At 50.9% G+C, this 26,427-nt stretch carries 28 protein-coding genes; 14 read left to right on the forward strand and 14 right to left on the reverse strand.

What is annotated here, in order from left to right:
- Positions 1 to 37: 37 nt before the first annotated feature.
- Positions 38 to 1,945: a coenzyme-B sulfoethylthiotransferase subunit alpha gene (locus ACXJJA_RS00815; RefSeq protein WP_456486325.1), complete on the forward strand. Its 1,908-nt coding sequence runs from the start codon at positions 38 to 40 to the stop codon at positions 1,943 to 1,945.
- Between the two features lie 25 nt (positions 1,946 to 1,970).
- On the forward strand, positions 1,971 to 2,297 hold the full coding sequence (gene cutA, locus ACXJJA_RS00820) for a divalent-cation tolerance protein CutA (protein ID WP_456486326.1): 327 nt from the start codon (positions 1,971 to 1,973) through the stop codon (positions 2,295 to 2,297).
- A gap of 55 nt (positions 2,298 to 2,352) precedes the next feature.
- Here the strand turns inward: cutA and ACXJJA_RS00825 are convergent, their stop codons facing one another.
- The 11 genes from ACXJJA_RS00825 to ACXJJA_RS00875 all read right to left on the reverse strand — a co-directional run bounded on the left by ACXJJA_RS00825 (position 2,353) and on the right by ACXJJA_RS00875 (position 12,174).
- On the reverse strand, positions 2,353 to 3,327 hold the full coding sequence (locus ACXJJA_RS00825; RefSeq protein ID WP_456486327.1) for a hydrogenase iron-sulfur subunit: 975 nt from the start codon (positions 3,325 to 3,327) through the stop codon (positions 2,353 to 2,355).
- A 1-nt stretch (position 3,328) separates the two neighbouring features.
- Complete coding sequence (locus ACXJJA_RS00830; RefSeq protein ID WP_456486328.1) at positions 3,329 to 4,270, reverse strand: complex I subunit 1 family protein; 942 nt, start codon at positions 4,268 to 4,270, stop codon at positions 3,329 to 3,331.
- Positions 4,271 to 5,443, reverse strand: coding sequence for a hydrogenase large subunit (locus ACXJJA_RS00835; RefSeq protein ID WP_456486329.1), 1,173 nt, complete (start codon positions 5,441 to 5,443; stop codon positions 4,271 to 4,273). It abuts the gene before it with no gap.
- Between the two features lie 9 nt (positions 5,444 to 5,452).
- On the reverse strand, positions 5,453 to 5,944 hold the full coding sequence (locus tag ACXJJA_RS00840) for an NADH-quinone oxidoreductase subunit C (RefSeq protein ID WP_456486330.1): 492 nt from the start codon (positions 5,942 to 5,944) through the stop codon (positions 5,453 to 5,455).
- Positions 5,944 to 7,413: an NADH-quinone oxidoreductase subunit 5 family protein gene (locus ACXJJA_RS00845; protein ID WP_456486331.1), complete on the reverse strand. Its 1,470-nt coding sequence runs from the start codon at positions 7,411 to 7,413 to the stop codon at positions 5,944 to 5,946. The genes ACXJJA_RS00840 and ACXJJA_RS00845 overlap by 1 nt, the downstream gene beginning before the upstream one ends.
- Complete coding sequence (locus ACXJJA_RS00850) at positions 7,414 to 7,833, reverse strand: hypothetical protein (RefSeq protein ID WP_456486352.1); 420 nt, start codon at positions 7,831 to 7,833, stop codon at positions 7,414 to 7,416.
- Entirely contained in the window at positions 7,833 to 9,365 is a 1,533-nt protein-coding gene (locus ACXJJA_RS00855; protein ID WP_456486332.1) for a complex I subunit 5 family protein, read from the reverse strand. Before ACXJJA_RS00855 ends, ACXJJA_RS00850 begins: the two co-directional genes overlap by 1 nt.
- Position 9,366: 1 nt before the next feature.
- The gene (locus tag ACXJJA_RS00860; protein WP_456486333.1) at positions 9,367 to 9,954 is read right to left on the reverse strand and encodes a hypothetical protein; all 588 of its coding nucleotides are present in this window, start codon (positions 9,952 to 9,954) and stop codon (positions 9,367 to 9,369) included.
- 32 nt (positions 9,955 to 9,986) lie between these two features.
- On the reverse strand, positions 9,987 to 10,451 hold the full coding sequence (locus tag ACXJJA_RS00865) for an NADH-quinone oxidoreductase subunit B family protein (RefSeq protein WP_456486334.1): 465 nt from the start codon (positions 10,449 to 10,451) through the stop codon (positions 9,987 to 9,989).
- 94 nt (positions 10,452 to 10,545) lie between these two features.
- On the reverse strand, positions 10,546 to 11,487 hold the full coding sequence (locus ACXJJA_RS00870; protein WP_456486335.1) for a methylenetetrahydrofolate reductase: 942 nt from the start codon (positions 11,485 to 11,487) through the stop codon (positions 10,546 to 10,548).
- Positions 11,488 to 11,499: 12 nt separating this feature from the next.
- Positions 11,500 to 12,174, reverse strand: a complete 675-nt coding sequence (locus ACXJJA_RS00875; RefSeq protein ID WP_456486336.1) for a methylenetetrahydrofolate reductase C-terminal domain-containing protein — start codon at positions 12,172 to 12,174, stop codon at positions 11,500 to 11,502.
- 381 nt (positions 12,175 to 12,555) lie between these two features.
- On the opposite strand from ACXJJA_RS00875, the gene ACXJJA_RS00880 reads away from it, so the two are divergent.
- The 5 genes from ACXJJA_RS00880 to ACXJJA_RS00900 all read left to right on the forward strand — a co-directional run bounded on the left by ACXJJA_RS00880 (position 12,556) and on the right by ACXJJA_RS00900 (position 16,008).
- Positions 12,556 to 13,227 (forward strand): DUF1614 domain-containing protein, encoded by a 672-nt coding sequence (locus ACXJJA_RS00880; protein ID WP_456486337.1) that lies wholly within the window; start codon positions 12,556 to 12,558, stop codon positions 13,225 to 13,227.
- Between the two features lie 128 nt (positions 13,228 to 13,355).
- Positions 13,356 to 14,024 (forward strand): energy-coupling factor ABC transporter permease, encoded by a 669-nt coding sequence (locus tag ACXJJA_RS00885; RefSeq protein WP_456486338.1) that lies wholly within the window; start codon positions 13,356 to 13,358, stop codon positions 14,022 to 14,024.
- Positions 14,017 to 14,331, forward strand: a complete 315-nt coding sequence (locus ACXJJA_RS00890; protein WP_456486339.1) for a PDGLE domain-containing protein — start codon at positions 14,017 to 14,019, stop codon at positions 14,329 to 14,331. The genes ACXJJA_RS00885 and ACXJJA_RS00890 overlap by 8 nt, the downstream gene beginning before the upstream one ends.
- A 12-nt stretch (positions 14,332 to 14,343) precedes the next feature.
- Positions 14,344 to 15,159: a cobalt ECF transporter T component CbiQ gene (cbiQ, locus tag ACXJJA_RS00895; RefSeq protein ID WP_456486340.1), complete on the forward strand. Its 816-nt coding sequence runs from the start codon at positions 14,344 to 14,346 to the stop codon at positions 15,157 to 15,159.
- 15 nt (positions 15,160 to 15,174) lie between these two features.
- Positions 15,175 to 16,008: an energy-coupling factor ABC transporter ATP-binding protein gene (locus ACXJJA_RS00900; protein WP_456486341.1), complete on the forward strand. Its 834-nt coding sequence runs from the start codon at positions 15,175 to 15,177 to the stop codon at positions 16,006 to 16,008.
- A 14-nt stretch (positions 16,009 to 16,022) separates the two neighbouring features.
- Here ACXJJA_RS00900 and ACXJJA_RS00905 read toward each other — a convergent pair whose 3' ends face one another.
- From ACXJJA_RS00905 to hdrC, 3 genes are read right to left on the reverse strand one after another with little or no spacing between them, the layout of a single operon-like run.
- Entirely contained in the window at positions 16,023 to 16,568 is a 546-nt protein-coding gene (locus ACXJJA_RS00905; protein WP_456486342.1) for a hypothetical protein, read from the reverse strand.
- 4 nt (positions 16,569 to 16,572) lie between these two features.
- The gene (gene hdrB / locus ACXJJA_RS00910; protein WP_456486343.1) at positions 16,573 to 17,448 is read right to left on the reverse strand and encodes a CoB--CoM heterodisulfide reductase subunit B; all 876 of its coding nucleotides are present in this window, start codon (positions 17,446 to 17,448) and stop codon (positions 16,573 to 16,575) included.
- A 14-nt stretch (positions 17,449 to 17,462) separates the two neighbouring features.
- Positions 17,463 to 18,074, reverse strand: a complete 612-nt coding sequence (gene hdrC / locus ACXJJA_RS00915; protein WP_456486344.1) for a CoB--CoM heterodisulfide reductase subunit C — start codon at positions 18,072 to 18,074, stop codon at positions 17,463 to 17,465.
- Between the two features lie 23 nt (positions 18,075 to 18,097).
- Between hdrC and ACXJJA_RS00920 the strand changes: the two genes are divergently transcribed.
- The 7 genes from ACXJJA_RS00920 to ACXJJA_RS00950 all read left to right on the forward strand — a co-directional run.
- Positions 18,098 to 19,231: a (Fe-S)-binding protein gene (locus tag ACXJJA_RS00920; protein WP_456486345.1), complete on the forward strand. Its 1,134-nt coding sequence runs from the start codon at positions 18,098 to 18,100 to the stop codon at positions 19,229 to 19,231.
- A gap of 29 nt (positions 19,232 to 19,260) precedes the next feature.
- Positions 19,261 to 20,055, forward strand: a complete 795-nt coding sequence (locus tag ACXJJA_RS00925; protein ID WP_456486346.1) for an electron transfer flavoprotein subunit beta/FixA family protein — start codon at positions 19,261 to 19,263, stop codon at positions 20,053 to 20,055.
- Positions 20,056 to 20,067: 12 nt separating this feature from the next.
- Positions 20,068 to 21,054 carry an electron transfer flavoprotein subunit alpha/FixB family protein gene (locus ACXJJA_RS00930; protein WP_456486347.1) on the forward strand — a complete coding sequence of 329 codons (987 nt, stop codon included), beginning with the start codon at positions 20,068 to 20,070 and terminating at the stop codon, positions 21,052 to 21,054.
- Positions 21,055 to 21,184: 130 nt separating this feature from the next.
- Positions 21,185 to 21,682 (forward strand): flavodoxin family protein, encoded by a 498-nt coding sequence (locus tag ACXJJA_RS00935; RefSeq protein WP_456486348.1) that lies wholly within the window; start codon positions 21,185 to 21,187, stop codon positions 21,680 to 21,682.
- A gap of 211 nt (positions 21,683 to 21,893) precedes the next feature.
- Complete coding sequence (gene hsdR, locus ACXJJA_RS00940; RefSeq protein WP_456486353.1) at positions 21,894 to 24,416, forward strand: EcoAI/FtnUII family type I restriction enzme subunit R; 2,523 nt, start codon at positions 21,894 to 21,896, stop codon at positions 24,414 to 24,416.
- Positions 24,416 to 25,852 (forward strand): type I restriction-modification system subunit M, encoded by a 1,437-nt coding sequence (locus ACXJJA_RS00945; protein ID WP_456486349.1) that lies wholly within the window; start codon positions 24,416 to 24,418, stop codon positions 25,850 to 25,852. Before hsdR ends, ACXJJA_RS00945 begins: the two co-directional genes overlap by 1 nt.
- Before the next feature lie 16 nt (positions 25,853 to 25,868).
- A partial coding sequence (locus ACXJJA_RS00950; RefSeq protein WP_456486350.1) for a hypothetical protein occupies positions 25,869 to 26,427 on the forward strand: 559 nt, incomplete at its 3' end.

Genomic DNA, 26,427 nt, shown 5'->3' on the forward strand with positions numbered 1-26,427 from the left:
GAATAATGAAAATACAACAACTCTTTAGGAGGGGAAAATGGGCGAGGAGGAAAAGAAATCAAAGTTGAAATACAAGACGGAGGTGGAGTGGAGCGAGGTCGGCGATACTTTCAGGAAAGTGGAGGTTAAGGCGGGTGAGGAGCGTCTGTTCCACTGGGACGACACTGCGATTACAGGAATAAAGAAGGCTGAAGAGACTGCTTACCGTTTTGACCCTATGAAGCTCAGAGATCTTGTCATCGAAACCGAGAAGCAGCGTGAGATTTACGACGCTATGGCGAAGATGTTCAGAGCGTCACCTATGGACGTTATCGACCACGAAGCCTACCGGCACGGCGGCATCCAGCAGTCGAAGGCAAAGCGGGAATTCGTGGAGTGGGGCAGGCGGATTGCGCTCGAAAGAGGCATTCCGCAGTACAATAGAGAAGTTGGCATCCCTCTCGGGCAGAGGTATATTGAGCCTGTTCTGATAAGTGGTACGGACATTTTAATCGAACACGACGAGCTGAACTTCTATAACAACTGTGCGGCACATCAGATGATAGATGATGTAAAAAGGACTGTAATCGTCGGCTTGGACGTGCCGCACCGTGTTATCCAACTGCGGCTTGGCAAGGAAATTTCGCCAGAATCCATGAACTTGTTCATGGAGACATTGCAGCACACGCTCTCTGGTGGCGCTGTCATCCAAGAGCACATGGCTGAGACGCACCCGTGGCTCTCAAGAGACGCTTATGCCAAAGTGATGACTGGTAACGACGACCTGAAGGCGCAATTCGACCGCCGCTGGGTCCTTGACCCAGACAAGGAGTTCCACCCTGAGAAGGCAGAAATGTTGAAGAAAGGCATAGGTGACAGGCTATTCGTGGCGAACCACGTGCACACGCTCCGAGGCAGAATTACCGACGGTGGCTCTCAGGTGAGAGCGTCTGCGATTGCCATCGTCATGGCGTTCTGTGCCGCATATAGGCTCATCGGCGAGTCCGTCTTGTCAGACCTTGCGTATTCAGCAAAGCACGCACAGGCGTTCTTCATGGGCTTGCCAACGTGGCAAAGCCGTGCAAGACCGCCGAACGAGCCGGGCGGCGTCCCGTGGGGCTTCGTCGCAGACTTCTGTGCCAACGATGCCGAACTACCGCCGGTGCCTTTCTTGAAGGCGGCGGTCGATGACGAAGCCTTTGGCAAGCGGCTGACCGACGCCACCATAGAGGCTGCGATGATACACCAGGTCATGCACGATTCTTGTTGGTATGGCGTCTATATGTCAGGCGGTCTGGGCTTCCCGAGCGCAAACACGATTCTAACGATGGGCAACGCTTTTACGGATTGGCTGCATAGACTCGTCGAACTTGTGCACACAAACTTCCAAGGACACGAACGGGTGCCTGACAAGTGGGATGTCGTAAAGACGTTCATAGACATGGCTGGCACCTACGTCATGGAGACTTTCGAGAAATATCCGACGCTGCTTGAGGCGTTCTGGGGTGGTGCCCTGCGGATGGGTCTCATGTCAGGCGTCGGCGGCGCGCTGGCAGCACTGCTCACAGGCGACTCCGTGATGGGCAAGATGGGCTTCCATTACGCTATTGCGAACATCGCAAAGGAAGGCTGGATGCGCACCGGCTGGGGTGGACAGGAAACGCAAGACCATATAGGTCCTGGCAACTTGTGCTCGCTGCGTGGTGAGGAGGGCGGCTTGCCCGAGCTCCTCGGACCAAACGTCCCATACGTTTCATACACAGTAGCACACAACCAAGGCTTTATAATATACTCAGCGATGCTCGGTAGAGGCTCGGCATGGGCAACGTCGCCGCTCATCAAACTTGCATTCGCCGACCCCGACCTCGTCTTCGACTTCAGGCGTCCATGCCTGATGTATGCGAAGGGCGGACTCCACGAGTTCGAGCCTGCCGGCGAGAGAGACATCATAAGACCTGCAAGGTAATTTTCCCAATTTTTCCTTTTTTGATATGCAGAACGTCGTTGTTTTCTGCACATCAAAACCCGATGAGGCGGAGCGTATCGCAAAGTTCGTTGTCGAAAAGCGGCTGGTTGCCTGTGTGAACGTCATCGCAAGCGTCCGCTCCTTCTTCTGGTGGCACGACGCTATGCAGGACGAGGAAGAGAGCCTACTTATAATGAAAACCACTGAAGACCGATTAGACGAGCTTATAAAGCACATCAAAGAAATACACAGCTACGAAGTCCCTGAAATCATAGCGCTCCCAATAATCAGGGGCTACAATGCTTATTTGGAGTGGCTGCGGAACGCCGTCGGAGCGCCTCACAACGACTAATCTTAATACAGACAGTTTCGGCGGGGTTAAAAGCAAAAGCAACAAAAAGAAAAGCTCATTTAAGCTTTGAAATCATATTTTCTACGGCGGCAAATATTCTATCTTGCTTTTCGGCGGAAACCCACACCCAGTCGAATCTCTCGCCGAGCCCTATGCCTTCGAGCATCGCCTTCAGCTCTTTGAATCTGAATTCCGCCCAAAAGTTGCCGGAGACGAAGTGGCACTCGCCATGCTCACAGCCGAGGACGAGGACGCCATCCACGCCGCCCTTCAGAGCCTCAAGTATATAATTGTTGTCAAGCCCGCCGGTGCACATGAGTTTGACAAGCCGCACATTCTCGTATTTCTCAGCAATGCCAGCCTCCTCGGCGCCGCACCACGTGCACGAAAATACCAGAACTCTCGGGCGGCGCTCCGCACCTTTTAACTCCTCCACTGCAGCTCTTACTCTTTCAAGAACGGCATCCTTGGAATGAAGCCGCATGTCCAAAGCGTAGGCGGGGCACGTCGCGGCGCAGGTGCCGCAGCCCTTGCAAAGCGTCACGTCAATGCTCGGCGTCCACTTTATTCCGTCGCTCTTCGTCAACTTTATAGCGTTAAAGGCGCAGACCGCCTCGCACCAACCGCAGGAAATGCAGCGCATTGCATTCACAAGCTCGGAAGCAACGCTTGCGTCTTCCACAAGCACTTTCAACTCTTCTTTGTCAGTCACGACGACGCTGTAGCGTTCGGTCATTTTCACAGCACTCAACGGGTAGCAAAACGCAGCGCACTGTCCGCAGAATATGCAGCTTGCGTGCCAGAACTCGATTTTCCGGCTGCTGCCGTCATCCTCGACGGTTATTGCACGGGCGGGGCAGACCGCCGCACAAACGCCGCACACCGTGCACTTATCAGCATCTACTTCAGGCAAGCCTCTGAAGCCCTCAGGCGCCGGCGATGGCTCAAAGGGGTAGCGGACGGTAAACGGCTTCACAAATGACCTTATCGCTTCTGCAAGCGTCTTCATCATTGGTATCTTGAGCGCCATTTCACACCACCACGTAATATGCAAATGCTCTCAGGAAGTCGAGCGCCGCAAGGACGGCGGCGACCTTTATGAAAAAACTCACCGCCTGGTCTATCCGGTAGCGAGGCACGACTGTGGCGACGACACTCATCAGCGCCACAATGACGACGCAGAGCACCAAGTGAATGAGGATGTCCACGCCGTAAATGCCTGTAGTTACCGGTAAGAACAGCGCAATGAAAAGACTCGGCAGCGCAAATGCCAACATCGCATACGTCAGCTTGAAAATTCCAAGGAGCACGCCCGAATATTCGGTGAAGAGCCCAGCCATGATTTCGGTCTTTGCTTCTGGAATGTCAAAAGGAATCCAGCTGAGCTTCGCCATGATGCAGAAGAAGAAAGCAATCGCCGCCAGTGGATACTTTGCGATGTAAAGGAGGCCCTGTTGCGCCGTTACGATTTCGGCAAGCTTCAGCGTGCCGGCGTCGAGCACGACAGTCAAGGCGGCGAGCACGAGCGGGAGTTCGTAGGCGAAGAGCAGCGAGATTTCACGGCTGGCGCCAACGCTGCCGAACGGGTTTGCTGACGATGACCCGCCGACCGCCGCTGCAAACGGTGGGATTGTCAAGAGGTAAAGAACGACGATAAGGTCGCCGACAAAGCCCAGCGACGGCTTCCCCGCTATTGGAAGGAATAGCATAACAAGCGTGACCGCTGTGAGTGCGAAAATCGGCGAAAGTATGAAGAGGCTGCGGTTCGCATCTTCGGGGATCAGGGTCTCCTTCCATAGCAGCTTGAAGAAGTCCACGAAGCTTTGGTATATCGGTGGACCGATTCTTGCTTGTAGCCGTGCCATAAGCTTCCGCTTCTCCCAAACGAGCAACAGACCCACGACCGCCGTGAATATCAAGCCCGGATACACGAGCAGTTCGAATACCGCAAGAGCGGCGTCCACAACGCCCATTTAGCTCAACCTCCTCGTCTTTTTCCTTGAAAGGTAAACGAGTTCGTCCCAGCTCAGCGTCTTGCGCTCATCCCCTTTTGCACCCACGATAGTAATGCGATCGGTGCAGCTGAGGCACGGGTCGATCGATGCGATAATAATGGGGGCATCAGCTACAGTGTTTCCTATGAGCTGCGGCTTCAGCGACGCGATGTTCACGTACGTCGGCGCCCTTATCTTGTGGCGGATGGGCTTGTCGGAGAAGCCATCTGTCCGAATATAATGTATGTCCTCGCCACGGGGCGCCTCCGCCCGCCCGACGCCCTCGCCTGCGGGTATATAACGGACGTGCGTGACAATGTCGCCGCTTGGAAGAGCATCCAACGCCTGCCTTATAATGTTTATTGACTCAAGGCACTCAAGCAAGCGGACAACGGTCTTCGCCATCACGTCGCCCTCAGTCATCACCGGAATCTCAAAATCAACTCTATCGTAAGCTGCGTGCGGGCTGTCTTGCCTCACGTCTATCTTCAGCCCCGAACCCCTCGCCGTGGGTCCTGTAACGCAATATGCCTTCGCATCCTCTTTTGTCAACACGCCCACACCCTCCAGCCGCCGCCTGAGCACTCTGTTCTCGTAGGCGAAATCTATGAGCTTCTTAATCATTCCCTCCATGTCATCCATCGTCCTCTTTATCTTTTGGACGTCCTCAGGCTTCAAGTCCCTGCGGACGCCGCCGATTCGCATCATTGCATAGTGCTGCCTATTCCCGCAGACGCTCTCGAAAATATCGAGGACGAACTCTCTATACTTCCATGACCACATCAGGAGCGTGTCGAAGCCGAGGATATGCCCCCCAACACCTAACCAAAGAAGATGACTGTGTATCCTCTCGAGCTCTTCGATGACCGTCCTTATGTATAAAGCACGTTCGGGCGGCTCGATGCCTGCAACGGACTCAACCGCCTGCACATAGCAAAGCGGATGAATGTTGGAACAAATCCCACAAATCCTCTCCACGAGGAAAGTTATTTGCTCGAAAGTGAGGCGTTCTGCTGTGTATTCAATGCTGCGGTGGTTATAGCCGATGCGTATTTCCACATCTACGATTTCTTCGCCCTCAACCACCAGCTTGAAGAACTCCGGCTCTTTTAACGCCGGATGGTATGGTCCGATTGGAACTACCGCTGGCATCTCCTCACCTCAGTCCTTCTTTCTTAACGGGTAAACGCCCTCAGGCCAGTCGTCCGCAATTATGACTCGCTTATGAATTTCAGGATGCCCTTCAAAGTATATGCCGAAGAGGTCATGAATCTCCCGCTCTATGAAGTTCGCCCCCGGAATTAGAGGGGTTATAGAGTCCACTATAGGCTTCTCCTTCGGAACGATCTCCCTTATGTTCAGGATAATCCCCTTGTCATCAATGACGAAATGATAGATGACTTCAAGTTCGGGACGCTTGGCGCCGAGGTCCACGCCGGACGCCGTCATCAGCCTCGCCCCCTCCTCAAGCAATATCTCAGCCGCTTGCCGTATCCCCTCCTTTCTTATCGTCACAAACGCCGTCCTCTTTCTCAAATAGCGCCTGAACTCGTGTTTTATGAAAGCCTCGCCAAGAGCCTCCTTTAACCGCCCTATTATCCTCATCTCCTCCCTTTCACGCTCCTTGTCGCTCAGCGGCTCCTTCATGTGCATCACCCTATGATGAAAGCCGTCGCAAGCAATATTATGGCAAACGCCACGAACCATAGCAGATACATGTGCACTGAGCCAGTATGGGTCTTCCTGAAGCCGTTACAAGCCCGCTGGATGCCCCTTGCCGCTCCGAAATTTATAATGTCCATGCCACCACGGAACGCAAAGTCATAGAAGCCTCGTAGGTGCGTCTTTATACCCGAGTAAAAGTTTAGGGCTGAGAACTGTGTCTCTTCGATGCTGAGCTCTTCGCCGCCAACGAAGACTTTAAGCTTCTGTGGCGTCGGCGCCTTCGGAGACGTCCTAATACCCCACAAATATATGAGAGCGCCGACGAGCAGCCCTACAAGTATGAGAGCGGTTGCAACGCTCGCACCCCAGACGCCAATGTCCGTGATGAGTCCATAATATTCGACGGGAGCGGCAGCGCCCGTTAGCGTGGCGGCTGCTGGCAATATCAAATACTTCATCGGGAATTGCGGCGCCACGCCGAAAAGCACCGTTATCGCCGAGAGTATCAAGAGCGTGCCGCTCATCGTCGCCGGCACCTCTTTAACGCTCTTAAGCCTTTCAGGGCGCCGCCCGAAGAACGCTGAGTGTATCGCCATGACGAAGGCTGCGAGCGTGAGCGCACTCACGAACATCGCAATGACAGCAGCCCATGCATAGCCAGCCTCCAAGCAGGCGTTGAAAATCAACCATTTGCTGGCGAAACCGCTGAGTGGCGGGACGCCTGCGACTGCCATCGCCGAAATCACCGTGGCTGCCATCGTAAGAGGCATGTTTCTTGCAAGCCCACCGTAGTCGTCGAGATACTTAGAGCCTGTTGCGTAGATCAGGGCGCCGGCGCAGAGGAACAAACAACCCTTGAAGATTGCATGATTCAAACAATGCAGGAGCCCGGCGGCGACGCCGAGCGTCGTGCCCAAGCCGAGCGCCATTACCATGTAGCCGATTTGCGTTATCGTGCAGTAAGCGATGAGCCGCTTGAAGTTCCGCTGCACAATCATGTTGAACGACGCAACGAGCATCGTCGCCACACCTATTAGAACGACGATGGCGTGCCAAGATGTAAGAGTGCCGAAACTTTCAGGGAACAACGTATACATCCTCGCAATTAGGTAAACGCCGGCTTTGACCATCGCCGCTGCGTGCAGGTAAGCTGTGACCGGCGACGGCGCAACGGTGGCGTCCGGCAGCCAGTTATGCATTGGAAACTGCACGGATTTTGCCATTGCGCCGATGATAAATGAAGCGATGGCAACGGACAGCCAGAAATCTTTTGCTGGCAGCCCAGCCGCCGCCACATCGGTGAAGAGGAAGCTTCCAGTTTTGAGATAAACGATGAAAATGCCGAGGAGCAGGAAGATGCCGCCGACGTGTGTTATCACAAAGGCTTTCGTGCCGCCTCTAACATCCTCGACCCCACTGTAGAAACTAATAAGTCCGTAGGACGTCAGCGAAGTCATCTACCAGAAGACGAACAGTAGGAGAAGGTCGCCAGCGAGCACGAGTCCGACCATCGAGCCCAAGAACAAAGTCATCCAAACATAGAAACGAGCAAGCCCTTTACCTTCATGCGCCATGTCATCCACGGAATAGAGCATCGCGAACATGCCGAAACCCGTGGCTATCAGGGCGAAGAGCAAGCTCAACGCATCCACGTATAATGCGAGATGCACGTCCAAGCTCGGAATCCACGCCGCCTCGTAAATTATGGTCTTGCCGCCGAGCACGTCCGGGAGCATCGAAACTACGAACACGAACGATATGATTGCGCCTAAGGTTGCAAACCACCCTCTCGCTTTCAACGGCTTGATGAGCAGCGGAGAGAGCGCTGCAAAGACGATTGGAACGGCAATCGCCAACGCTGGTGCGTGCGGAAGCATCACGGCATCACCCCCATAACACAACTTTCCACAATCTTCAGCAACACCTCAGGGAAAAAGCCCACGAGGAGACATGCCACCGCTAATACGATTATTGGAATTAACATGGAAGTCGGCGTCCTTCCCGGATTCGTCGCTGCGGCTGCCGCCGTCGGCGTCGTAACGCCTGCGGCGTGCGTTGTTATCGGGGCTGCGACAACCTCTTCGAGCTTAGCCGTCGGAAGCTCCGAAACCTTGCGCCATGCCTCAGGCTCTGCCATGAAAATCCGGTGAAAAGCTCTTAAGTAATAAGCGAGCGTCATCACGCTTGCAACCATCGCAATTATGGTGTAATACCAGAAGCCGGCGTCGAACGTCGCCTTGTAAATCATGAGCTTGCTCCAGAAGCCGTTGAGCGGCGGCACTCCTGAAATCGCAAGCAGCCCTACAAGGAAACCAACGGCGACGGTCGGCATCTTCGAAGCTAATCCACCCAGCTCGTAAATGTTGCGACCGGCGTGGTAGAGCACGACGCCAGCGCAAAGGAACAGTAACGCTTTCGCAAGGGCGTGGTTGAAGATGTGGAAGATAGCACCACTCACCCCGAGCGACGTGCCCATGCCGAACGCCAGCAGCATGTAGCCGATCTCGTCTATACTTGAATACGCAAGCATCCGCTTCAAGTCCCGCTGCGCAATCGCCATCGCAAGCCCGACAATCATTGTTATCAAGCCGAGCGCCGCCAAAAGACCGCCAAAGCCGTCGAGCGCCGGCATGACTGCAAGCAATGACCTGAAAAGGGCGTAGATGCCCATGTGTATTGCCGCACCTGAGAAGAGCGCACTCACAGGTGTCGGCGCTTCGGCGTGCACGTCCGGCAGCCACGCATGCAGCGGCACCATGCCCGCTTTCGTGCCGAAGCCGAAGACCAAGCAGACGACTGCAACGTTCAGCAATACGCTGCCGCCCACCGCCGCCTGAAGACCCGTTCTTATTCCGTCAAGGGCGAGCGTATGCGCTTGCGTTAGGAAAATAGCTATGCTCAAGATTATGAAGACAGAGCCGAAAAGGCTAAGGATTAAATACTTGTAAGATGCTTCTAAGGCTTCAGGCACGCCCTTCATGACGACTGCGAGCGCCGACGTTACCGTCATCACTTCCATGAAAACGTAGAGGTAAAGAAGGTTCTGTACCATCGCCATGCCGACCATCGAAGCGACGAACAGCAACACGAAACAGTAATAGGCGTTAAGCCTCCCCTCTTCAATCTCCTTCTCGGCATAGCCTATGGAATAAACAACCGCCAAAAAGCCAAGCAGCGTGACCACGAGCAGGATGAGCCAAGAAAGCGTATCGACCCCAAACAAAATCCCTACATTACAAATAAGCGTCTCTCCTGCCAAAACGTAAGGTGTCATCATGCCGAGAATCAAGAGTGGAATCGCTGCGAAAATCGTCGAGGCTGCCTCACGCACGCCCTTCGGCGATATTAACGCTACGAGCGCACCCACGAGCGGCGACGCCAGCGCATATATGGGCAAGTAGCTCTCCATTTTACCACCTCAACGCCTTTAGATTCATTGTGCTGAAGCTTCCTGTCCTCTCATGTATGGTAATCACGATGTAAACGCCCGTGAGGATTGCGATTAAAAGAACGGCATGCAGGACGACACTCAGAGATGGCGAGTGAGCGGTAACGCTTAATATCTGGTGGAAGCCCGCCTCGACCATCACGAAGCCTATCAACACTTTCAGAGCATCGGATTTCGTGAGCATGCAGTATGCCCCTATTAGAATGATAAGAGCGCCATAAATTCCAACATTTGAGATGTTTAACGCATCGAGAAAAAGCAGCGCAGGATACGTCGTGACAAGGAGCATCATTAAGAGAACTGCGACGGACGGCATGCCACTGAACGCCGCACTGTCTTCTCGCACCCCCGTCTTCCTGAGAGTCCAGAGCAAAATTCCCGGAACCAGAACTGCCATCGTGACGAAGTTCAAAGCCGCTTCTGAAACCTCTAACATTAACGACAGTATGACGCCTAAGGCGATTAACGCTGCTATTGAGTAGTAAAAATCTTTGAACTCGGACGCTGCGAAGGCAGCGACCGCCAGCAACGCCCCCAACTCCACGAGCATTTTATCAACCCTCCTGTCACGCTAACCCAAGCTTACAACTTTTCTAACGCCTTCACGACGCCGTCAATTATAGCCTGTGGTCTCGGTGGGCAGCCGATGACGTAGATGTCTACGGGGATTATCTTGTCGAGCGGTCCGACGATGTTATAGCCGCCTTTGAAGACGCCACCTGTCGCCGTGCAGGTTCCGATGCCCATTACAAGCTTTGGTTCCGGCGTCTGCTCGTAAACTCGGCGCACCCTTGGAGCCGCCTGTCTCGTAACCGGCCCCGTGACCAAGAGGATGTCCGCGTGCCTCGGGCTGCCCTCCAGCAGGATGCCGAAGCGTTCGACGTCGAACCTCGGCGTCAGAGCCGCTACGATCTCAATGTCACAGTTGTTGCACGAACCGGTGTTCACGTGGAATACCCATGGCGACTTCTTCCTGCAAAAGCTGCAAAACTTGCCCCCCGCATCATTGCCTTTTGCCGAGTTCTTCTCAACAGCCGCCAGTTTCATCCTCCTACGCCCCGCTTTCGTATTCCAGATGGTTAGATAAAAATGTTACGATTTTTCCACGAGTTCCCCCCGTGGCACAAATAATGGGGGGGAATTATTTTTCCACCCCTTCTATGATTGGACCAATGACATCGGGGTAGCCGACCGCCATGATGTGGATGCCGGCGCACGCCTTTTCCTTTTTCACCTCCTTGATGAAGTTCACGAAGTATTCCACGTTATACTCGTTGATTTTCTCCTTGCGTCGTTCTTTGTCCTCGATTTCCTTGAACTTCTTAAAGGCTTCGAGGAACTCTTCCGGGACTGTAACACCCGGCACGTATTTGTCGAAGAATGACGCCTGCCCGTAGGAGCGAGGCGGAAAGATACCAATGAGCACTGGGATTCCGATGTGCTCCACCGCTTTTAAGAAACGCCGTGCGACCTCGACGTCGAAAATCACTTGCGTCTGCACGAAGTCGGCGCCGACCTCCGCCTTGCGCTCCAGCTTCAGCACCTCAGCTTCGAGCGGGTCCATGTTCGGGTTGCCGGCGACGCCCACATTAATCTCGGGTTTTGGACCGTGAACCTCGTTGCCGTCAAGGTCTTTGCCCTCGTAAACTAAGTTGTGGATGAGCGCTACGAGATGGGCAGAGTCGAAGTCGAAAACCGGCTTCGCGGCAGGCGTCGTCCCTATTTTCGTGTGGTCGCCCGTCAGAGCCAATATATTCCTCAAGCCGAGCGCCGCCGCCCCAAGAATGTCGGAGAGCAACGCCAGGCGGTTGCGGTCTGCAGTTCTCAGCTGATAAACGGTCTCGAGCCCTGTGTCCCGCTGCACGATGTAAGCGGCGACGAGCGAGCTGATCGCAGAGTCGCTCCTCGGGTTGTCGGTGACATTCGCCGCTATTATTTTTCCGGTGTTTTTGAGCGTCGTAGCCCAGTCCTTCACGTCCGATAAGTCTATGCTCCTGTGCGGCTCGAGCTCACCCGTGTAAACGAACTCGCCACGCTCTATGGCTTTCATCAAGTTTGAAAACGCCTTCCGTTCCTTCGCCATCAAAACCACCCCCTACAACCTCCTCGGACCGGTTGCGAGTGCCCAGTTCTTCGGTGGGCGATACATGCGGTAAAGGTCGAGCCGCCCAATCTCTTTCAGCCTGTTGAATATCAAATACCAAGCGCAGTCGTTCTTCACAACCTCCACGACCTCGCCTTTCCAGTCCCGGATCTCGACTTCAACCTCGCACTTGCCCTCGACGCATCCGCCGCAAGGTCCGTTCATGAGGCTCTTTGCGCACCTCGCCACCGGGCAGATTCCCCCTGTGTAGCCGAGCATGCAGTCGCCGCAGGCGACGCACGCTTCATACATGTTGCCCTCCCGCTTCTCCTCGTAGCCTATGAAGACCGTGTTCTGAGCAGGAAACGTCTGGACCTCAGGAAAGACCATCGTGAGCACTTGCACGCCGATGCCACACGCCATCGAGACAACAGCCTCATAACCATCAACATTGATTTGGTTGCGCAGTCCTTCGATGCAGCACTGTCTCGTAACGGTCGTTGCCGCCACCTTAACCTCCTGCCCCTTGGCTTTCCTCGCCATTTCAATCATGGACGCGAGTTTTTCAGCCTCCCGCAGCCCACGAGGCGGCTGGACGCAGCCGTCACAGCCCACGACGAGCACGCTCTTGTAAGGCTCGATGTAGCTTAATATTTCCTCTACTGGCTTCTCTTTCGTGATTATCATATGTAGATGTGCTAAGCAGACCCCTTTGATATAAGTTACGATTTTTCCTCGCTTTCCACCGAGGCACGTTTGCTCTATGTGTCACGGGGCTGCGTCATCCTCACGTCGCACGAGACGAAAGCTCACGCAGCTTTAGGGTCCCAACACCATCCAATGCGTCGGCTTGCGTTTGGCTATGAGCAGCAACGATAACCTGGAGGCCGAAGCTTTGAAAACGACGCCCGTCTCGGAGCGCGCCGCTATCAAGGCAACTCGAGCGACCGCGAACGTAATCAAATATCGTCAGAAATTTGAAACTGTGTTTAGATAAGCAACGTCAATGCACGGAACGTGCAAATGTAGAAAGTTTTTTAAAACTTTTATTGACTAATTACAGATGCAATGATAAAGCTCTCAAGGGCTGCGGATGCAAAGTTCTTTTACGTCTCCGCTCTTATTCTTATTCCTTGCGTCTTCCTTTGCGTCGCAAGATACGAGAGCGGTAGTAGTCTTGCGCTTGAGTTTCTTGCAGTGCTCGTAGTCATGCTTTTGGGGAGCTTCGTCGAAATTCCGGTTTACACGCTGCCGACAGCGAGGCCAAAATACACAGAAAGGGAGCTTGCGCTCATAAAAAAGATGTTTGGCGTTGTAGTAGAGGGGGGTATGAAGGGGAAGAATTCCGTGGTAACATTGAACATTGGCGGTTTTGTATTGCCCGTAGCTTTTTCTGCCTACCTCCTGCGCAAATGCCCACCTTTGGAAGTGGCGACGCTCACGCTTCTAATCATCATTCTTACTTATTTCATTTCCGAAATGACAGGTGGCGTCGGAGTTACAGTCCCAAGCTACGTTGGTATTTTCGCAATCCCCCTTGGCTTCCTCCTTTGTCAAGAAAACGCAGCGCCGCTGATATTCACGTCTGCGATTCTCGGCATACTCGTGGGTGTGGTCTTCAGGATTTTGGCGTTAGAGGAGGAGGATGAAGGAAGCGCCTTCCTTAGCGTCGGCGGCGCCGGGAACTTCCCCGCAATATTTATCATAGGACTACTTTCGCTGTTAATCTCCTGTTTCTGATTGAAGAGCCTTATGAGCTGAACTGGACGCCACTCCCGTAGTCAGCTGCTTATCATCATTTACGGCTAAAGCGAATTATTACCAAAAGTTTTAAAACAACACAAATAGTTCAGAAATTTGGGGGTAACATGCACATACCTGACGGCTATTTGGATGCATGGGTATTCGTGTTGTTCTACGTGTTGAGCGCAATAGTCTTATTCTTTGCGCTCCGCCGCTCGAAAGACATACTTCAGGAGCGTCAAGTGCCGCTACTCGGAGTGCTCGCCGCTGCTATTTTTGCGGCGCAGATGCTGAACTGGCCGATTCCCGGCGGGACGTCGGCGCACTTTGTCGGCGGCGCCCTCGCCGCAATCTTCCTCGGTCCCTACGCAGGCGCCCTTGCCATGACGGTCGTGCTCGTAATCCAGTGCTTGCTTTTCGGCGACGGCGGCATCACGGCGCTCGGCGCTAACGTCTGGAACATGGCAATCGTTGACTGCTTCATCGGCTACTACGTTTATAAGTCCATCGCGTCAAGGGTCAGCGGCGACGGTGGCAAGATTTTTGGCGCATTCTTCGGCGGCTGGCTTGGAATCACGGCAGCTGCGGCGTTCGCAGGCATCGAAATTGGCATCTCTTCAGCGTTCCGCTACGGCATTGGCGTGACCGTGCCCGTGATGGCAGGCTGGCACGCTGCCCTCGGCATCATCGAAGGAGTGATAACTGCAGCGGTCGTCGCATACACGCTGCGAGTGCGAGCGGACCTCTTAGCTTCGGCTTTGGAGCTTACGACTGCGACGGAGGGGGGTGTTTGAAGTGGGAGTGGAGTGGCTGCGTGAGCGTTGGGTGCTCCTGACCATAGTTGCGGTAGTGGTGATGGTGCTCATAAGTCCGCTTTTCGGCATTGCTTGTGAGCGTGTCGGCTACTCCGAGCCCTTAGAGAACGTCGGTGAGGAATTTGGCGCCGAGGAAATACCGATTTACGAAAACCCGCCGATGCCAGACTACGACGTCCCCGCGCTTGGCAACCCCGCACTCGGCGGCATAATCTCAGGGATTGTCGGCAGCCTCGTCGTGCTCCTGCTCGCAGTGGGCATTGGGACGTTGCTGAAAAAGCCTTGAGGCGTAAGAGCAGTGAGGGAGATACTCGAGGCATCGCTGAAGGAAATAACGAAGCTCTTGCGAGACTTCCTTGTTACTGAGAGTATTGCGTCGCAAAAGGGCGTGCTGCAAAGCATAGATGCGAGAGTGAAGCTCGTCTCCCTCTTTATTCTCGTATTTTTTGTTGCGATTTCTGACAGCCCACCCATATCCTTTTTTATCATATTCCTGTCGTTCTTGCTCGCCGTGCTTTCGAAAATTCCGTTGAGAGCCTACGCCGCAAGGGTCACGCTCATTCCTGCATTTTCTTTCGTCGTAGTCCTGCCCTGGGCATTCCTTACAGAGGGGGCGCCGCTTTTAAATCTCCCTTTAGGCTTAAAAATTACGCACGAGGGCATGTTCTATGTCACGAACTTCACAGCCCGGGTCTTCGCGTGTGTTTCGCTTCTCGTTCTTCTGATTCTGACGACGCGGTTCTCGTCGCTTCTTTCTGCGATGCGGGCGTTACGGCTGCCAAGCGGCTTTGTCTCGGTCCTCGCCATCGCTTACCGCTACATGTTTCTCTTCCTCAACGAGGTTTACAGGCTGCTCGTCGCCAGAGAGAGCCGCACCTTCAAGCATGAAAAACTTAGGAAGACGTGGCGACTTGGCGGCGAGACGCTCGGTGTGTTCTTCTTGCGGGCTTTGGAGCGTGGCGAGCGTGTGCATCTTGCCGCGGTCGCCAGAGGTTACAGCGCCGAAGTTAAGACTTACACCCGCGAAACGCAGTTAAAGCCAAAAGATTTTTTATTTCTTTTGCTCTCATTGCTTTTGAGCGCAACAGTAATTCTTCATGGCGTTCGCATTTGAGTGAGTGCGGAGGAAATGAGTTGCAAACTGGATAAGAGCGACATGGTGGCGGTGGAAGCTCACGAAGTCAGCTACAGGTATCCAGACGGGACAGTAGGCGTGAGGCGTGCGAGCATCTGCGTGAGGAGCGGCGAGCGTGTTGTGATCCTTGGTCCGAACGGTTCTGGGAAGAGCACGCTTCTCATGCTCCTTGACGGCTTGCTGCAGCCAGAGAGCGGCTACGTCAAGATTTTCGGCGTGCGTCTGACAAAGCGTAACGCGAGGATGCTCCGCAGGAACATAGGCTACGTCTTTCAGGACGCCGACGACATGCTCTTCTGCGCAACCGTGCGTGAGGATCTGGAATACGGACCCGCACAGCTTGATATCCCAAGAGAGGAGGCTTTAGAGCGTATAAAGGAGCTGACGGAGCTTTTCTCGCTCGATGAAGTTTTGGAAAAGCCGCCGTTCCGGCTGAGTGGCGGAGAAAAGAAGAGGGCGGCGATTGCTGCCGTGCTCTCAGTCCGTCCCCGTATTCTGCTCGTGGACGAGCCGACTGCGAACATGGATGCCGAGAGCAAAAACACGCTCATAAGCTTCTTGAATTTCCTAAACGCGGAGCATAAAATCACGCTAATAACGACGACGCAGGACGTCGAAATAGCTCCACAGCTCGCGACCCGCATCTACATTATGGGCAGGAATAAAGAGACGGTCGCGGAGGGCTCTGTGAAGGAGATGCTCACAGATGAAAAATTGCTTGAAGCTAACGGACTGGAAGCCCCTTGCATCGTGCGCCTTTTCAAAAAACTTGGCTACAAAAACTGTCCTCTGACAATCGAGGAGGCTTTTTCAGCCCTGTCAAAATGAGTTGCATGTGGAGCTCAAAAAAGCAAAAACATACTTAATTGCATGAGCGTTGCTGAAAACAGAGGAATCAAGAGGTTGTCGTCGAGGAATCTCAAGTGTAGTGGTAGGAAGTCCGCAACGGTTGCGCCTACGGCGCCGAGCATCGAGACGGGCAACGGGAGGTAAATGCAACCGACCGCCGTGCTTATGACGAACATCGCGAGCGCCGCCAACCTTCCCGTCGTCAAGGCTTTCATGACGCCGGCGATGCCATCGCCTGCTGCGAGCATTAGGATGGCTGCCATTGCCACGGCGCTCTCAAAAATAACGACGCACGTCAAGATGCCGATTAGGAAAAACACGTAACCTGCGAGTCTATCTTGCTCGTAACTCCTGAGAAGTTTCGAGTAAAAAACGAGCTTGTTATGTTTCAGTCTTAAAAACTCGAAGAATGAAGAGAAGCAAAGGCAGAAAAGGACGCTCAAGATTAGGAACTGTTTGCCAAAAATTTCGAAAAATACAGGCGTTAGTATGCCAATGGCGTGAATGGCTTTCCTTTTAAACTCGCTCGCCAATCGCATTAAGCTATTTCAAGAGCTTCTCTGGCATTTTCACGTATTGCAAGTCGAGCCCGAGCTCTTTTTCGTCAAAACCGAGCGCTAGTCCGAGGAGTTGCGTGTAGAAGAGCACTGGCATGTTCGGCTCGCCGCCAAATTTCTCTTTTATCTCAAGCTGCCCGCGGTCGAATTGCAGGTGGCAGAACGCACACGGGTGGACTATGCAATCGGCGCCTGCGTTCTTTGCGTTTTCGAGTTTCTGCATCGTGAATTTGAGCGCAGTTTCCAAGCTGCGAGCACGCACGCCGCCGCCGGCGCCACAACACATCAGCTTATCTTTGTATTCGACACTCTTAGCGCCAGTAATCTCCACGAGCTCGTCGAGGAGTGTCGGCGTCTCTGATGAGCCGTGTCCTCTTACCTCCGATGGCTTGAGAAAGTGGCAACCGTAGTGGACCGCGACGCTCACGCCCTCCAGCGGCTTCTTAACCACCTCTTTAATCCTCTCAAGCCCTACGTCATCGTATAAAATCTCAACGACGTGCTTCACCTCTATCGTGCCTTTAAATTCCTTTTCTATGCCCCTAAGAATCTCGTTCACCCGCGCTCTGAGCCGTGCGTCGTGCTTCAGCAAGTGGTTTGCCTCTTGAAGCGAGCCGTAGCAGCCATTGCACGTTGTTATGATGTCGCAGCCCAGCTCCTCCGCAATGCACAGGTTGCGGGCGGCGAGCGGCAGCCACGTCCGCAAGTCGAAACTCCCGAAAACCCCAGGCGCTGGACAGCAGGAGGCGCCCTCCATCTCCACTACCTCAACGTCAAACGCCTTCAAAACCTTTTTTGTCGCCGCCTCTATTCCCGGGTAACGGTTTGGCGTGATGCAGCCCAGAAAATATGCATATTTCATTCTTCACACCCCCACTACACGTCCATCTTCGCCCAGTCGAAGCCTACGAGCTTGTCGAAGCCGGTCATCCTCACAATCTCTTGAAGCTCTTTCAGCGCCGCTTCGTGGGTCTGTGTCGTCGGCGGGACTTCGGTGAGCCCTAATTTCCGCCGCTGTTCCCGTGTCGCTTCGTCTATCGGGACGGCGTGCCCGGTTTTTATCGCAAGCGCCGCCACCCTCTTGTGGGCATCAGCCATGTATCCCTCTCTGGCGGCGATGTTCCTCACGATTCTTATGATGTCCGTAGTTTTCACCTTGCGAGGGCACCGCTCGTAGCACGTGTAGCACGTGGTGCAGAGCCAAAGCTCGTCTGCTGAGAGCAAACGCTCCCGCAGGTTTAAAAGCGAGAGCAGAAACACCTTCCTCGTGCGCAACGCCGTGACTCTCCCTGACGGACAACTCCCGGTGCAGCGCCCGCATTGCAAGCATTCTTTTATCGTCTCCACAGCGCCGCTCCCGAAAATCTCATCGCCGAGCTCCAAAATCTCATCCACGAGCTTCCGAGGCTTTGCCGCATCCAAGCTTACCAACCCCGTTAAATTTAGGAAATTTTTTATACCGTTTGCCCGAAAGCATTTAAAAGCCATAGGTTTTCAACGCTCACAGAGGGATGGGCATGGAGACGATAGATGGAGAGAGTTTTGGGGAAAAATATGACCTTTTCGTGTGCTTGCAGTGCGGGAAATGTACGGGCAGCTGCCCGCTTTCGATGCGCTCACAGCTAAGCCCAAGGAAGCATGTCCGAGAAGCTTTGCTTTTCGACAACGAGGTGGTTCTGGACAAGGAATTCCTCTGGGACTGCACGACGTGCGCAACGTGCCGGCTCCGCTGCCCTCGAGACTTACAGCCCGTCGAAGTCATTATCGGAATGCGCAGCATCTTGATCGAAGAGGCAAAGGTGCCAGCCACCGTCCAAGAAGCCCTCGAAAGCACCTTCAAAAACGGCAATCCCTGGGGTCGTGCGCCGTCGAAACGAGACGAGTGGGCGGCGGAACTTTCTCTTAAGAGTGCGTCTGAGGGCGCAGAGTATTTATACTACGTAGGGTGCACGCCAGCTTACGACCCGAGGGTGCAGAACGTCGCAAAGTCGCTCGTCCGAGTCTTCAAGGCTGCAGGCGTGGACTTCGCAATCCTCGGCAACGAGGAGAAGTGCTGCGGTAATGAAATTCGACGCATGGGCGAGGTTGGGCTGTTCGAGATGCTCATGGAGGAAAACGTTGAAATCTTCGAGAATTACGGCGTTGAACGTATTGTGACGTCGTCGCCGCATTGTTATAACGTTTTTAAGAACGAATACGAGGGGCTGAAGGCTGAGGTCTTCCACTACACGCAGCTTCTCTGCGAAAAGCTCGACAACGGCTTGCTCAAGCTCACGAAGGAACTGAAGAAGAAGGTGATTTACCAAGACCCGTGCTTCCTCGGCAAGCAGAACAAGATTTTTGAGGAGCCACGGAAGCTGATTTCGAGCATTCCAGGCGTCGAGCTTCTGGAATACGACCGTGAGAAGGAGCGGAGCGTCTGCTGCGAGGGCGGCGGCGGACGCATGTGGGCAGAGGCTACAGCAACAGGCGAGCGGACTGCGGAGACGAGAGTAAAGGAGGCGGTGGCACTCGGCGCCGAGATCATAGCGGTGGCGTGTCCGTTCTGCATGCTCACTTTTGAAGATGCTGTGAAAATGACCGGCTATGAGGGCAAGATTGAGGTAAAAGACATCTCCGAGTTGCTTGTTGAGGCTATTGAGTAGGAGAGTGAAGAGAACAGGAGGGTGATGCTATGAAGATAGTGGTGTGCGTGAAGCACGTGCCGGACACGGCAGAGGCGGACGTCGTAATCACGCCTGATAAGAAGGGGATAAAGAAGGAGGGACTGGCGTTCGGGATAAACGAGTGGGACGAGTATGCAGTGGAGGAAGCGATTCTGATGAAGGAGAAATACGGCGGCGAGGTCGTTGCCATCACGATAGGCGGGAAGGAGTCGGAGGACACGCTGCGTCGCTGCTTGGCGAAGGGTGCAGACCGTGCGATTCGGATAGAGGATCCGGCGCTTGAGGGTTCGGATGCTTATGCGCTTGCGAAGGTATTGTGCGCCGTGATAAAGGGGATGGAATACGACATAATCTTCACGGGTGCGCAAGCTGGCGACGACGGCTTTGGGCAAGTTGGGCAGACGCTCGCCGAGCTTCTCGGAATTCCGCATGCGGCGCTCGTCACGAAAGTCGAGCCGCAGGACGGGAAGGCGAAGGTGCACCGCGAGCTTGAGGGGGGGCTTGAGGAGGTGCTTGAGATTCAATTGCCAGCGGTGCTTGCTGTGCAAACGGGGATAAACGAGCCGAGATACGTCTCGATCATGGGCATAAGGAAGGCGAAGAAGAAGGAGTTAAAGGTGCTCAGCCTGAGCGACATCGGGCTCAGTCCCGACGAGGTCGGCGAGAAGGGTTCGTTGCTCACGCTTGAGGAGCTTTACATCCCACCCGTTGAGAAGATGGCAGAAATTCTCACTGGCGCCCCTGACGAAACAGCGACGAAGCTGGCAGGCATCCTTGACGAGAGAGGGCTAATTCCGAAATAGGAGGTGAAACAGATGGCTGAGGTTTTCGTCTTGGTGGAGCATCGGCGCGGTGAGCTTCGGGACATCACGTTTGAAATGCTGAGCGGCTGCCGTGACCTTGCAAAGAACCTCAACGCAAGCATCACCGCCGTGCTCCTTGGCAAGAACATTGACAACTTCGTGGAACAGCTCAAGAGCTGGGCGGACAAAATTCTCGTCGTCGAGGACGACAAGCTTGAGAATTTCAACGCCGAAGCCTACCAGAGGGTCCTATCGCACCTGATAAAGGAGAGGAAGCCGATACTCACGCTCATCGGACACACGTCTTTCGGCATGGACTTGGCTCCAGCGCTGGCTGCGGAGCTCGGGATCCCGTTGGCGACGGACTGCATCGGCTTCGAATTGCAGGATGGGCGGCTGGTCGCAATCCGCCAGATGTATGGCGGCAAAGTGAACGCCCGCATCTCGTTTAAGACGGCGCCCTACATGGCGACGATTCGCTCAGCGGCGTTCAAGGCTGAGGAGCCGGGGCTGAGCGCTGAGGTTGAGAAGGCGCCGTCGCCGCTCACTGAAGAAATCACGACGAAACGCTTCTTGGAATACGTGGAGGCGGCAGTCGGCGAAGTGGACATCACGCAGGCGGAACGCATCGTTGCCGTCGGGCGTGGCGTCGGTGATTATAGCGACGAAAAGGTGCGCAGCATCATCGAAGAGCTCGCGAACGAACTCGGTGCAGTCATCGCTTGTTCACGCCCAATCGTGGACAAAGGCTGGTTGCCCAAAGACCGACAGGTCGGCACGTCGGGTAAGACTGTCAAGCCGAAGCTATATTTGGCGTTGGGAATTAGCGGCGCTTTCCAACACGTCGCCGGGATGAGCGCCTCCGAGACCATAGTTGCCGTCAACAAAGACCCGAAGGCGCCCATTTTCACTGTTGCGGACTACGGTATCGTCGATGATCTCTTCAAAGTCGTCCCCGTCCTCACAGAAAAAGTCAGAGAGGCAAAGGGCGGTTCTTAATTTATTTTTTCTTTTGTTTTTGCAGCGAACATTCCTTTCTCTTACGCAGCTAAAAACTGTAACTTAATCCCCTCCACCAAACCGGGTAAAAGAGCAAATTTATTTAGTTTTTATCGCCAAACCCACGAAGATGAAAGTATTAATCGTGTATGACTCTCTGGGGGGCAATACCGAAAAGATGGCAAAAGCGGTCGGCGAGGGCGCTCGTGAGGTGGGTGCCGACGTCGAGGTGAAGAGCGTGAAGGAGACGACGCTTCCCGACTTGGAGGCGGCGGACGCCATCATTTTGGGGTCGCCGACACATTTCGGCACAATGTCTGACGGCATGAAAAAGTTCATCAACGACTCCGTGAAAATACGGGGGAAGCTCGTGGACAAGCTCGGAGCGGCGTTCACGTCCTCAGGACACCCCTTCGGCGGCAACGAGACCACGCTTCTCTCGTTACTGCAAGCAATGCTCATCCACGGCATGCTCGTCGTCGGCGACCCCCTCGAAACCGGCGGGCATTACGGCGCCGTCGCCGTCAAAACGCCCGACGAAAAAGCCTTAGACGACTGCCGAAAGCTTGGAAGGCGGGTCGCGGAGCTTGCGAAAAGGCTGGCGGCGAGTGGGGGCAGCACTGCTTAGGCTTTATTCCCACATCAGCAAAAATTTGGGAATATGTGTCCATTGGACATGCTAGAAGGCAAATCCTATAGACGCCCCACGCGCAATGTAGATATAATTCCAGGATGGGAGTATATGCGCAATGCGTATATGAACGAGTTGTCCGGAATTCGGCTCGGCGGTTTTAAAAATTTGAGATTGAAAATAATTAATGGAAATGGGTAAAAATATCATGCTAAACGAAGCAGAAACAAGGGCTAAACTAATAGATCCGAAATTGCATGAATCAGGATGGTCCGAAGATTTAATCCAGCGTGAGCTAAAAATAACTGAAGGTAGGATAATAGACGAATACGGAAACAGAAAGGAAGGGGTGAAACCTGATTATATTCTGTTTTTAGAAAGATATTTCCCAATAGCCGTTGTGGAGGCAAAGGAAGAAGCAAAACATCATGCAGCAGGAATTCAACAGGCAAAAAGATATGCGGAAATGCTAAATGTCCCATTCACATACTCAACAAATGGGCACAGGATCGAGGAATATGATTTCATAACCAAAAAGCAAAGAACTCTTGATAAATTCCCATCCCCCCAAGAATTATGGAAAAGGTATTCATCATGGAAGTTTAATAAACTCTTGCCATTCAACAAAGATGAAAATCCTCTTTTGTATCCATACAAAATTGTCCAAAACAAAATCCCAAGATATTACCAGATTGCAGCAGTAAGAAATATTATAGAAGCTTTTCTGAACGGAAAAAAGCGTATTCTACTTACTATGGCTACCGGAACAGGTAAAACCTATGTAGCTTTTCAAGTGGCATGGAAGCTCTATAACACTAAGAAAATCAGAAGAATACTTTATATTGCTGACAGAATAATGTTAAGGGATCAAGCCTGTAATAAATTCTTTGAACCATTTGGAGGTGCAAGAGAAGTAATAAAAGAGGGAAAAGCACCTAAAATAAGAGATATTTATTTTGCTACATATCAAACGCTTTACTCAGAGAAAAATGGAAAGAGATTTTATCGGGAATATCCCCCTGATTTCTTTGATATGGTAATTATTGATGAGTGTCACAGATCAGGATATGGGAGATGGAAAGAGATTCTTGATCATTTTGAAGATGCTATTCATTTTGGTATGACGGCAACACCAAAAAGAGATGATAATATAGACACTTATGCTTACTTCGGCACTCCAGTTTATGTTTATAGCTTAGGACAAGGTATAGAAGATGGATTCTTATCTCCTTATAAAATTCACAAGATTTACATGAATATTGATAAGAAAGGAGGAATATCTCTTACTGATATGGCAAGCGAAGGTGCTATTATTGAAGCCCCTGAAGAGACACAGGTTAAAGATTTCTATTCTGTCGGTGAGTTTGAAAGGATCATAACTCTACCAGACAGAACAGAAGCAATGACTAAGAAACTTGCTGAAATACTAAAGATTTACGGTCCAACAGAGAAAACTATTGTTTTTTGCGTAACAAAAGAGCACGCCTTAGATGTTGTAAAAATTTTGCAGAATGAATTGGCTTATGAAATTGCTTCGACTGGTGTAAATGCTGACGATTTTGTGGTGAGGATTGTTGATGAAGAACCAAACGCAATAGAGCTTGCGGAGAAGATGGCAGATTCAGAATATCAGATACCTGTTATTGCTGTGACTGTAGATCTATTAAGCACAGGAGTTGATATTCCTCCTGTGAAAAATATTGTTTTCATGAAACCCATTGCATCCAAGGTATTGTTCAAACAGATAATGGGTAGAGGAAGTAGAATAAGTGAAGATGCAGATAAATTCTTTTTTAGAATTATAGACTTTGTAAATGCTACTCGTCTTTTGGATCCATGGGATTTACCCCCTGAGGAGTATATACCTGATATTCCAGAAGGACCCCTTGATTACTTCATAAAAGGAAAGGTTGTAGATAGCGAAGATGGAATGCCTGTTGCTAGTGCAAGAGTAACAGCAAAGTTAGGAGTTAATATGGTTAAGCCAGCGAGAACAAACGAAAATGGAGAATTTATTATTGATGGTTGTCCACATTCACCGGTAAAAGTAAAAGTTGAAGCAAAAAACTATAAACTTAGAGAAGTAAGCGTAGATCCTATCCCCTTCAAGGATAAGATTGCTGTTGTAATTGAATTGAAAAAGAAAAAACCAAAGGAGGGTAAAGTAGTTGTTAAGGGTATCAATGTTTATATTGAAGAGGAGATATATGTTGAAGTTGAAGGTAAGAAACTCAATAAAGCAAGATATATTGAGTATGCTAAAGAAAATGTGAGAAAGAAAGTCCTTACCTTGGATGATTTAAGGAAAATCTGGATAAATAAAGAGAGCAGGAAGAAATTTTTAGATGATTTAAAAGCAAAGAGCATAAATCCAGAGTTAATAGCACAATTACTTGATAGACCTGATGCAGATGCTTTTGATATTATTGCCCATGTAGCTTTTGATGCGCCCATACTTAGCAGAGATGATAGAGCTCAGGCATTGTTAAATGAAAAACAACAGCTTATTAACTCCTTCAATGAGACCGCAAAAGGGGTTTTACTGAACCTTATAGAAAAATACAAGATTGGTGGCATTGAGGAAATTTCTTCAGAAGCTCTGGAATCTCCAGACATTCAGAAGATTGGTAAGTTGAAGGAGATTGTAGATTCCTTTGGTGGAATAGAAAATCTTATACATACTCTTGAGAGGATTTCTCAAGGTCTCTATGAGGCTGGAGGTGTTAGATAATGGATAGGCAAACATTAAAATCAAAATTTAAGCAGGCTTGCGATTTGCTGAGAAATGAGATCGCTTCTGTGAATTACATAGTTCAGTTATCATGGATGCTTTTCCTGAAGCTTTACGATGATTTGGAGGATGAAAGAGAGTTAAAGGCAAAGTTGAAGGGCGAAGAATATCAGAGGAATATCCCCTCCCCATACAGGTGGAAAGATTGGGTTCATAAAGATTGGAGAAGTGAGGAACTTATAGATTTCATTAACAACAAGCTATTCCCTTTTCTTTCCAAATTGGATGGTGATGGTGAGAAAGAGTTAATTGCCACTATTTTCAGCGGTAAAGAAATTCAGAATTTTCTAAAAGATGGCTACAATTTAAGAGAAGTGGCTTTACTCCTTGATGAACTGAAGTTCAGAACCAGAGAGGATATTTATGTTATTTCTGCACTTTACGAAGAGCTCTTACCAGAAATTGGAGAAATGGGCAAATATGCAGGAGAGTATTACACCCCAAGACCTATTATAAGGTTGATGGTAAAGATTGTTAATCCCAAACTTGGTGAAATAATTTTAGATCCATTTTTAGGCTCTTCTGGGTTCCTGATCGAAAGCTACAACCACATTCTCAAGAGTAAAGAAGTTTTTACAACAAAAGAAACGAAGATTTTACATAATATGTTCTATGGACAGGATAAGAAAGACATCCCTTACCTTATAGGAATAATGAACCTTCTTTTGCATAATCTTCCCACATCTCATATTTACAAGGTTGATACTTTTGCTGAGGATGTGAGAAAGATTCAAGAAAAAGATAGAGTTGATGTAATCCTCACCAATCCGCCATTTGGTGGAAAGTTTGACGAGAGATTTAAGGTCAATTTTCCCGTTAAAAGCTCTGACACAGAGTTAATGGCTTTGCAGTATGTTATGAGGAAAATCAAGCAGGGGGGAAGAGTCGGGATAGTTGTTCCTGAAGGTGTTTTATCCAACACAACAGGACCTTTTGTCAGGGTAAGAAAAGAACTGCTTGAAAATTACAATGTTCATACGATTGTTTCCTTACCCAAAGGAGTATTTACAGCATCTGGAAAGACACCTGTTAAAACTAACCTCCTGTTTTTTGACAAGACAAGACCAACAGAGGAGATATGGTATTACGAGATACAACCTCCAGAAGGAATGAAGAATTTTACAAAGACAAGACCCATGAGGGATGAAGACTGGCAGGATTGTTACGAGAAATGGCAGAATAGAGAAATAAGCGAAAACTCGTGGATAGTTAAGATTAATGAAATTGATAAGGAAACTTATGAGCTAACCCCGAGAAATCCGAACAAGTTGAAAAAGAAAGAATACAGACCCGCAGGAGAGATTCTGGAAGATGTTTTGAAGGAAGAAGGAGAAGTTATGAGGTTGTTTGAGGAGTTGAAGGGAATGTTGAGATGAAGTGAAGTGATATAAAATGGGGGAAGTAACAAGAAAAATACATTTTTACCAAATAGTGTGGGTAAAAAATAATGGCGAAAAAATACAGAAAAATGCAGACTTCATTCACAATATTTTATCGAAGATTTCAGGGCAGTTAATTCAACAAAATGACAAACTATTGTATCTTGAGCCGTATGAGAAACTAAAAACGTTAACAAACACTAATAGGAAATTATACAGAATATCAAAAATTAGAACAAAAGATCTGCCATTAAAATTTGACGCAAATAAAAAGAACATTTCCCCATTAGATCTAAAAGACTATGAAGGACTATTTGAGCCATCTCATTTTGTGGTGTTTGATGGAAAAATAATTGGTGCTGAATATAATTACTATGGTGTAAGATGGGTGCACTCTAAATTAGTATGGCTGATTAATAATAATCTCAAAGAAAACACCTATGAAGATATAAAAAGAGTAGAAATAAAACCGATATTGAAAAAAGAAGTTTACGATTTAATTGATAAATTCGTAGAAATCAGAGGTATTAGAATCGCTGTAGCTACAAACTATGCAAAATTGCTAAAGCAAG

It is taken from the genome of Candidatus Alkanophaga liquidiphilum, from assembly GCF_053996935.1.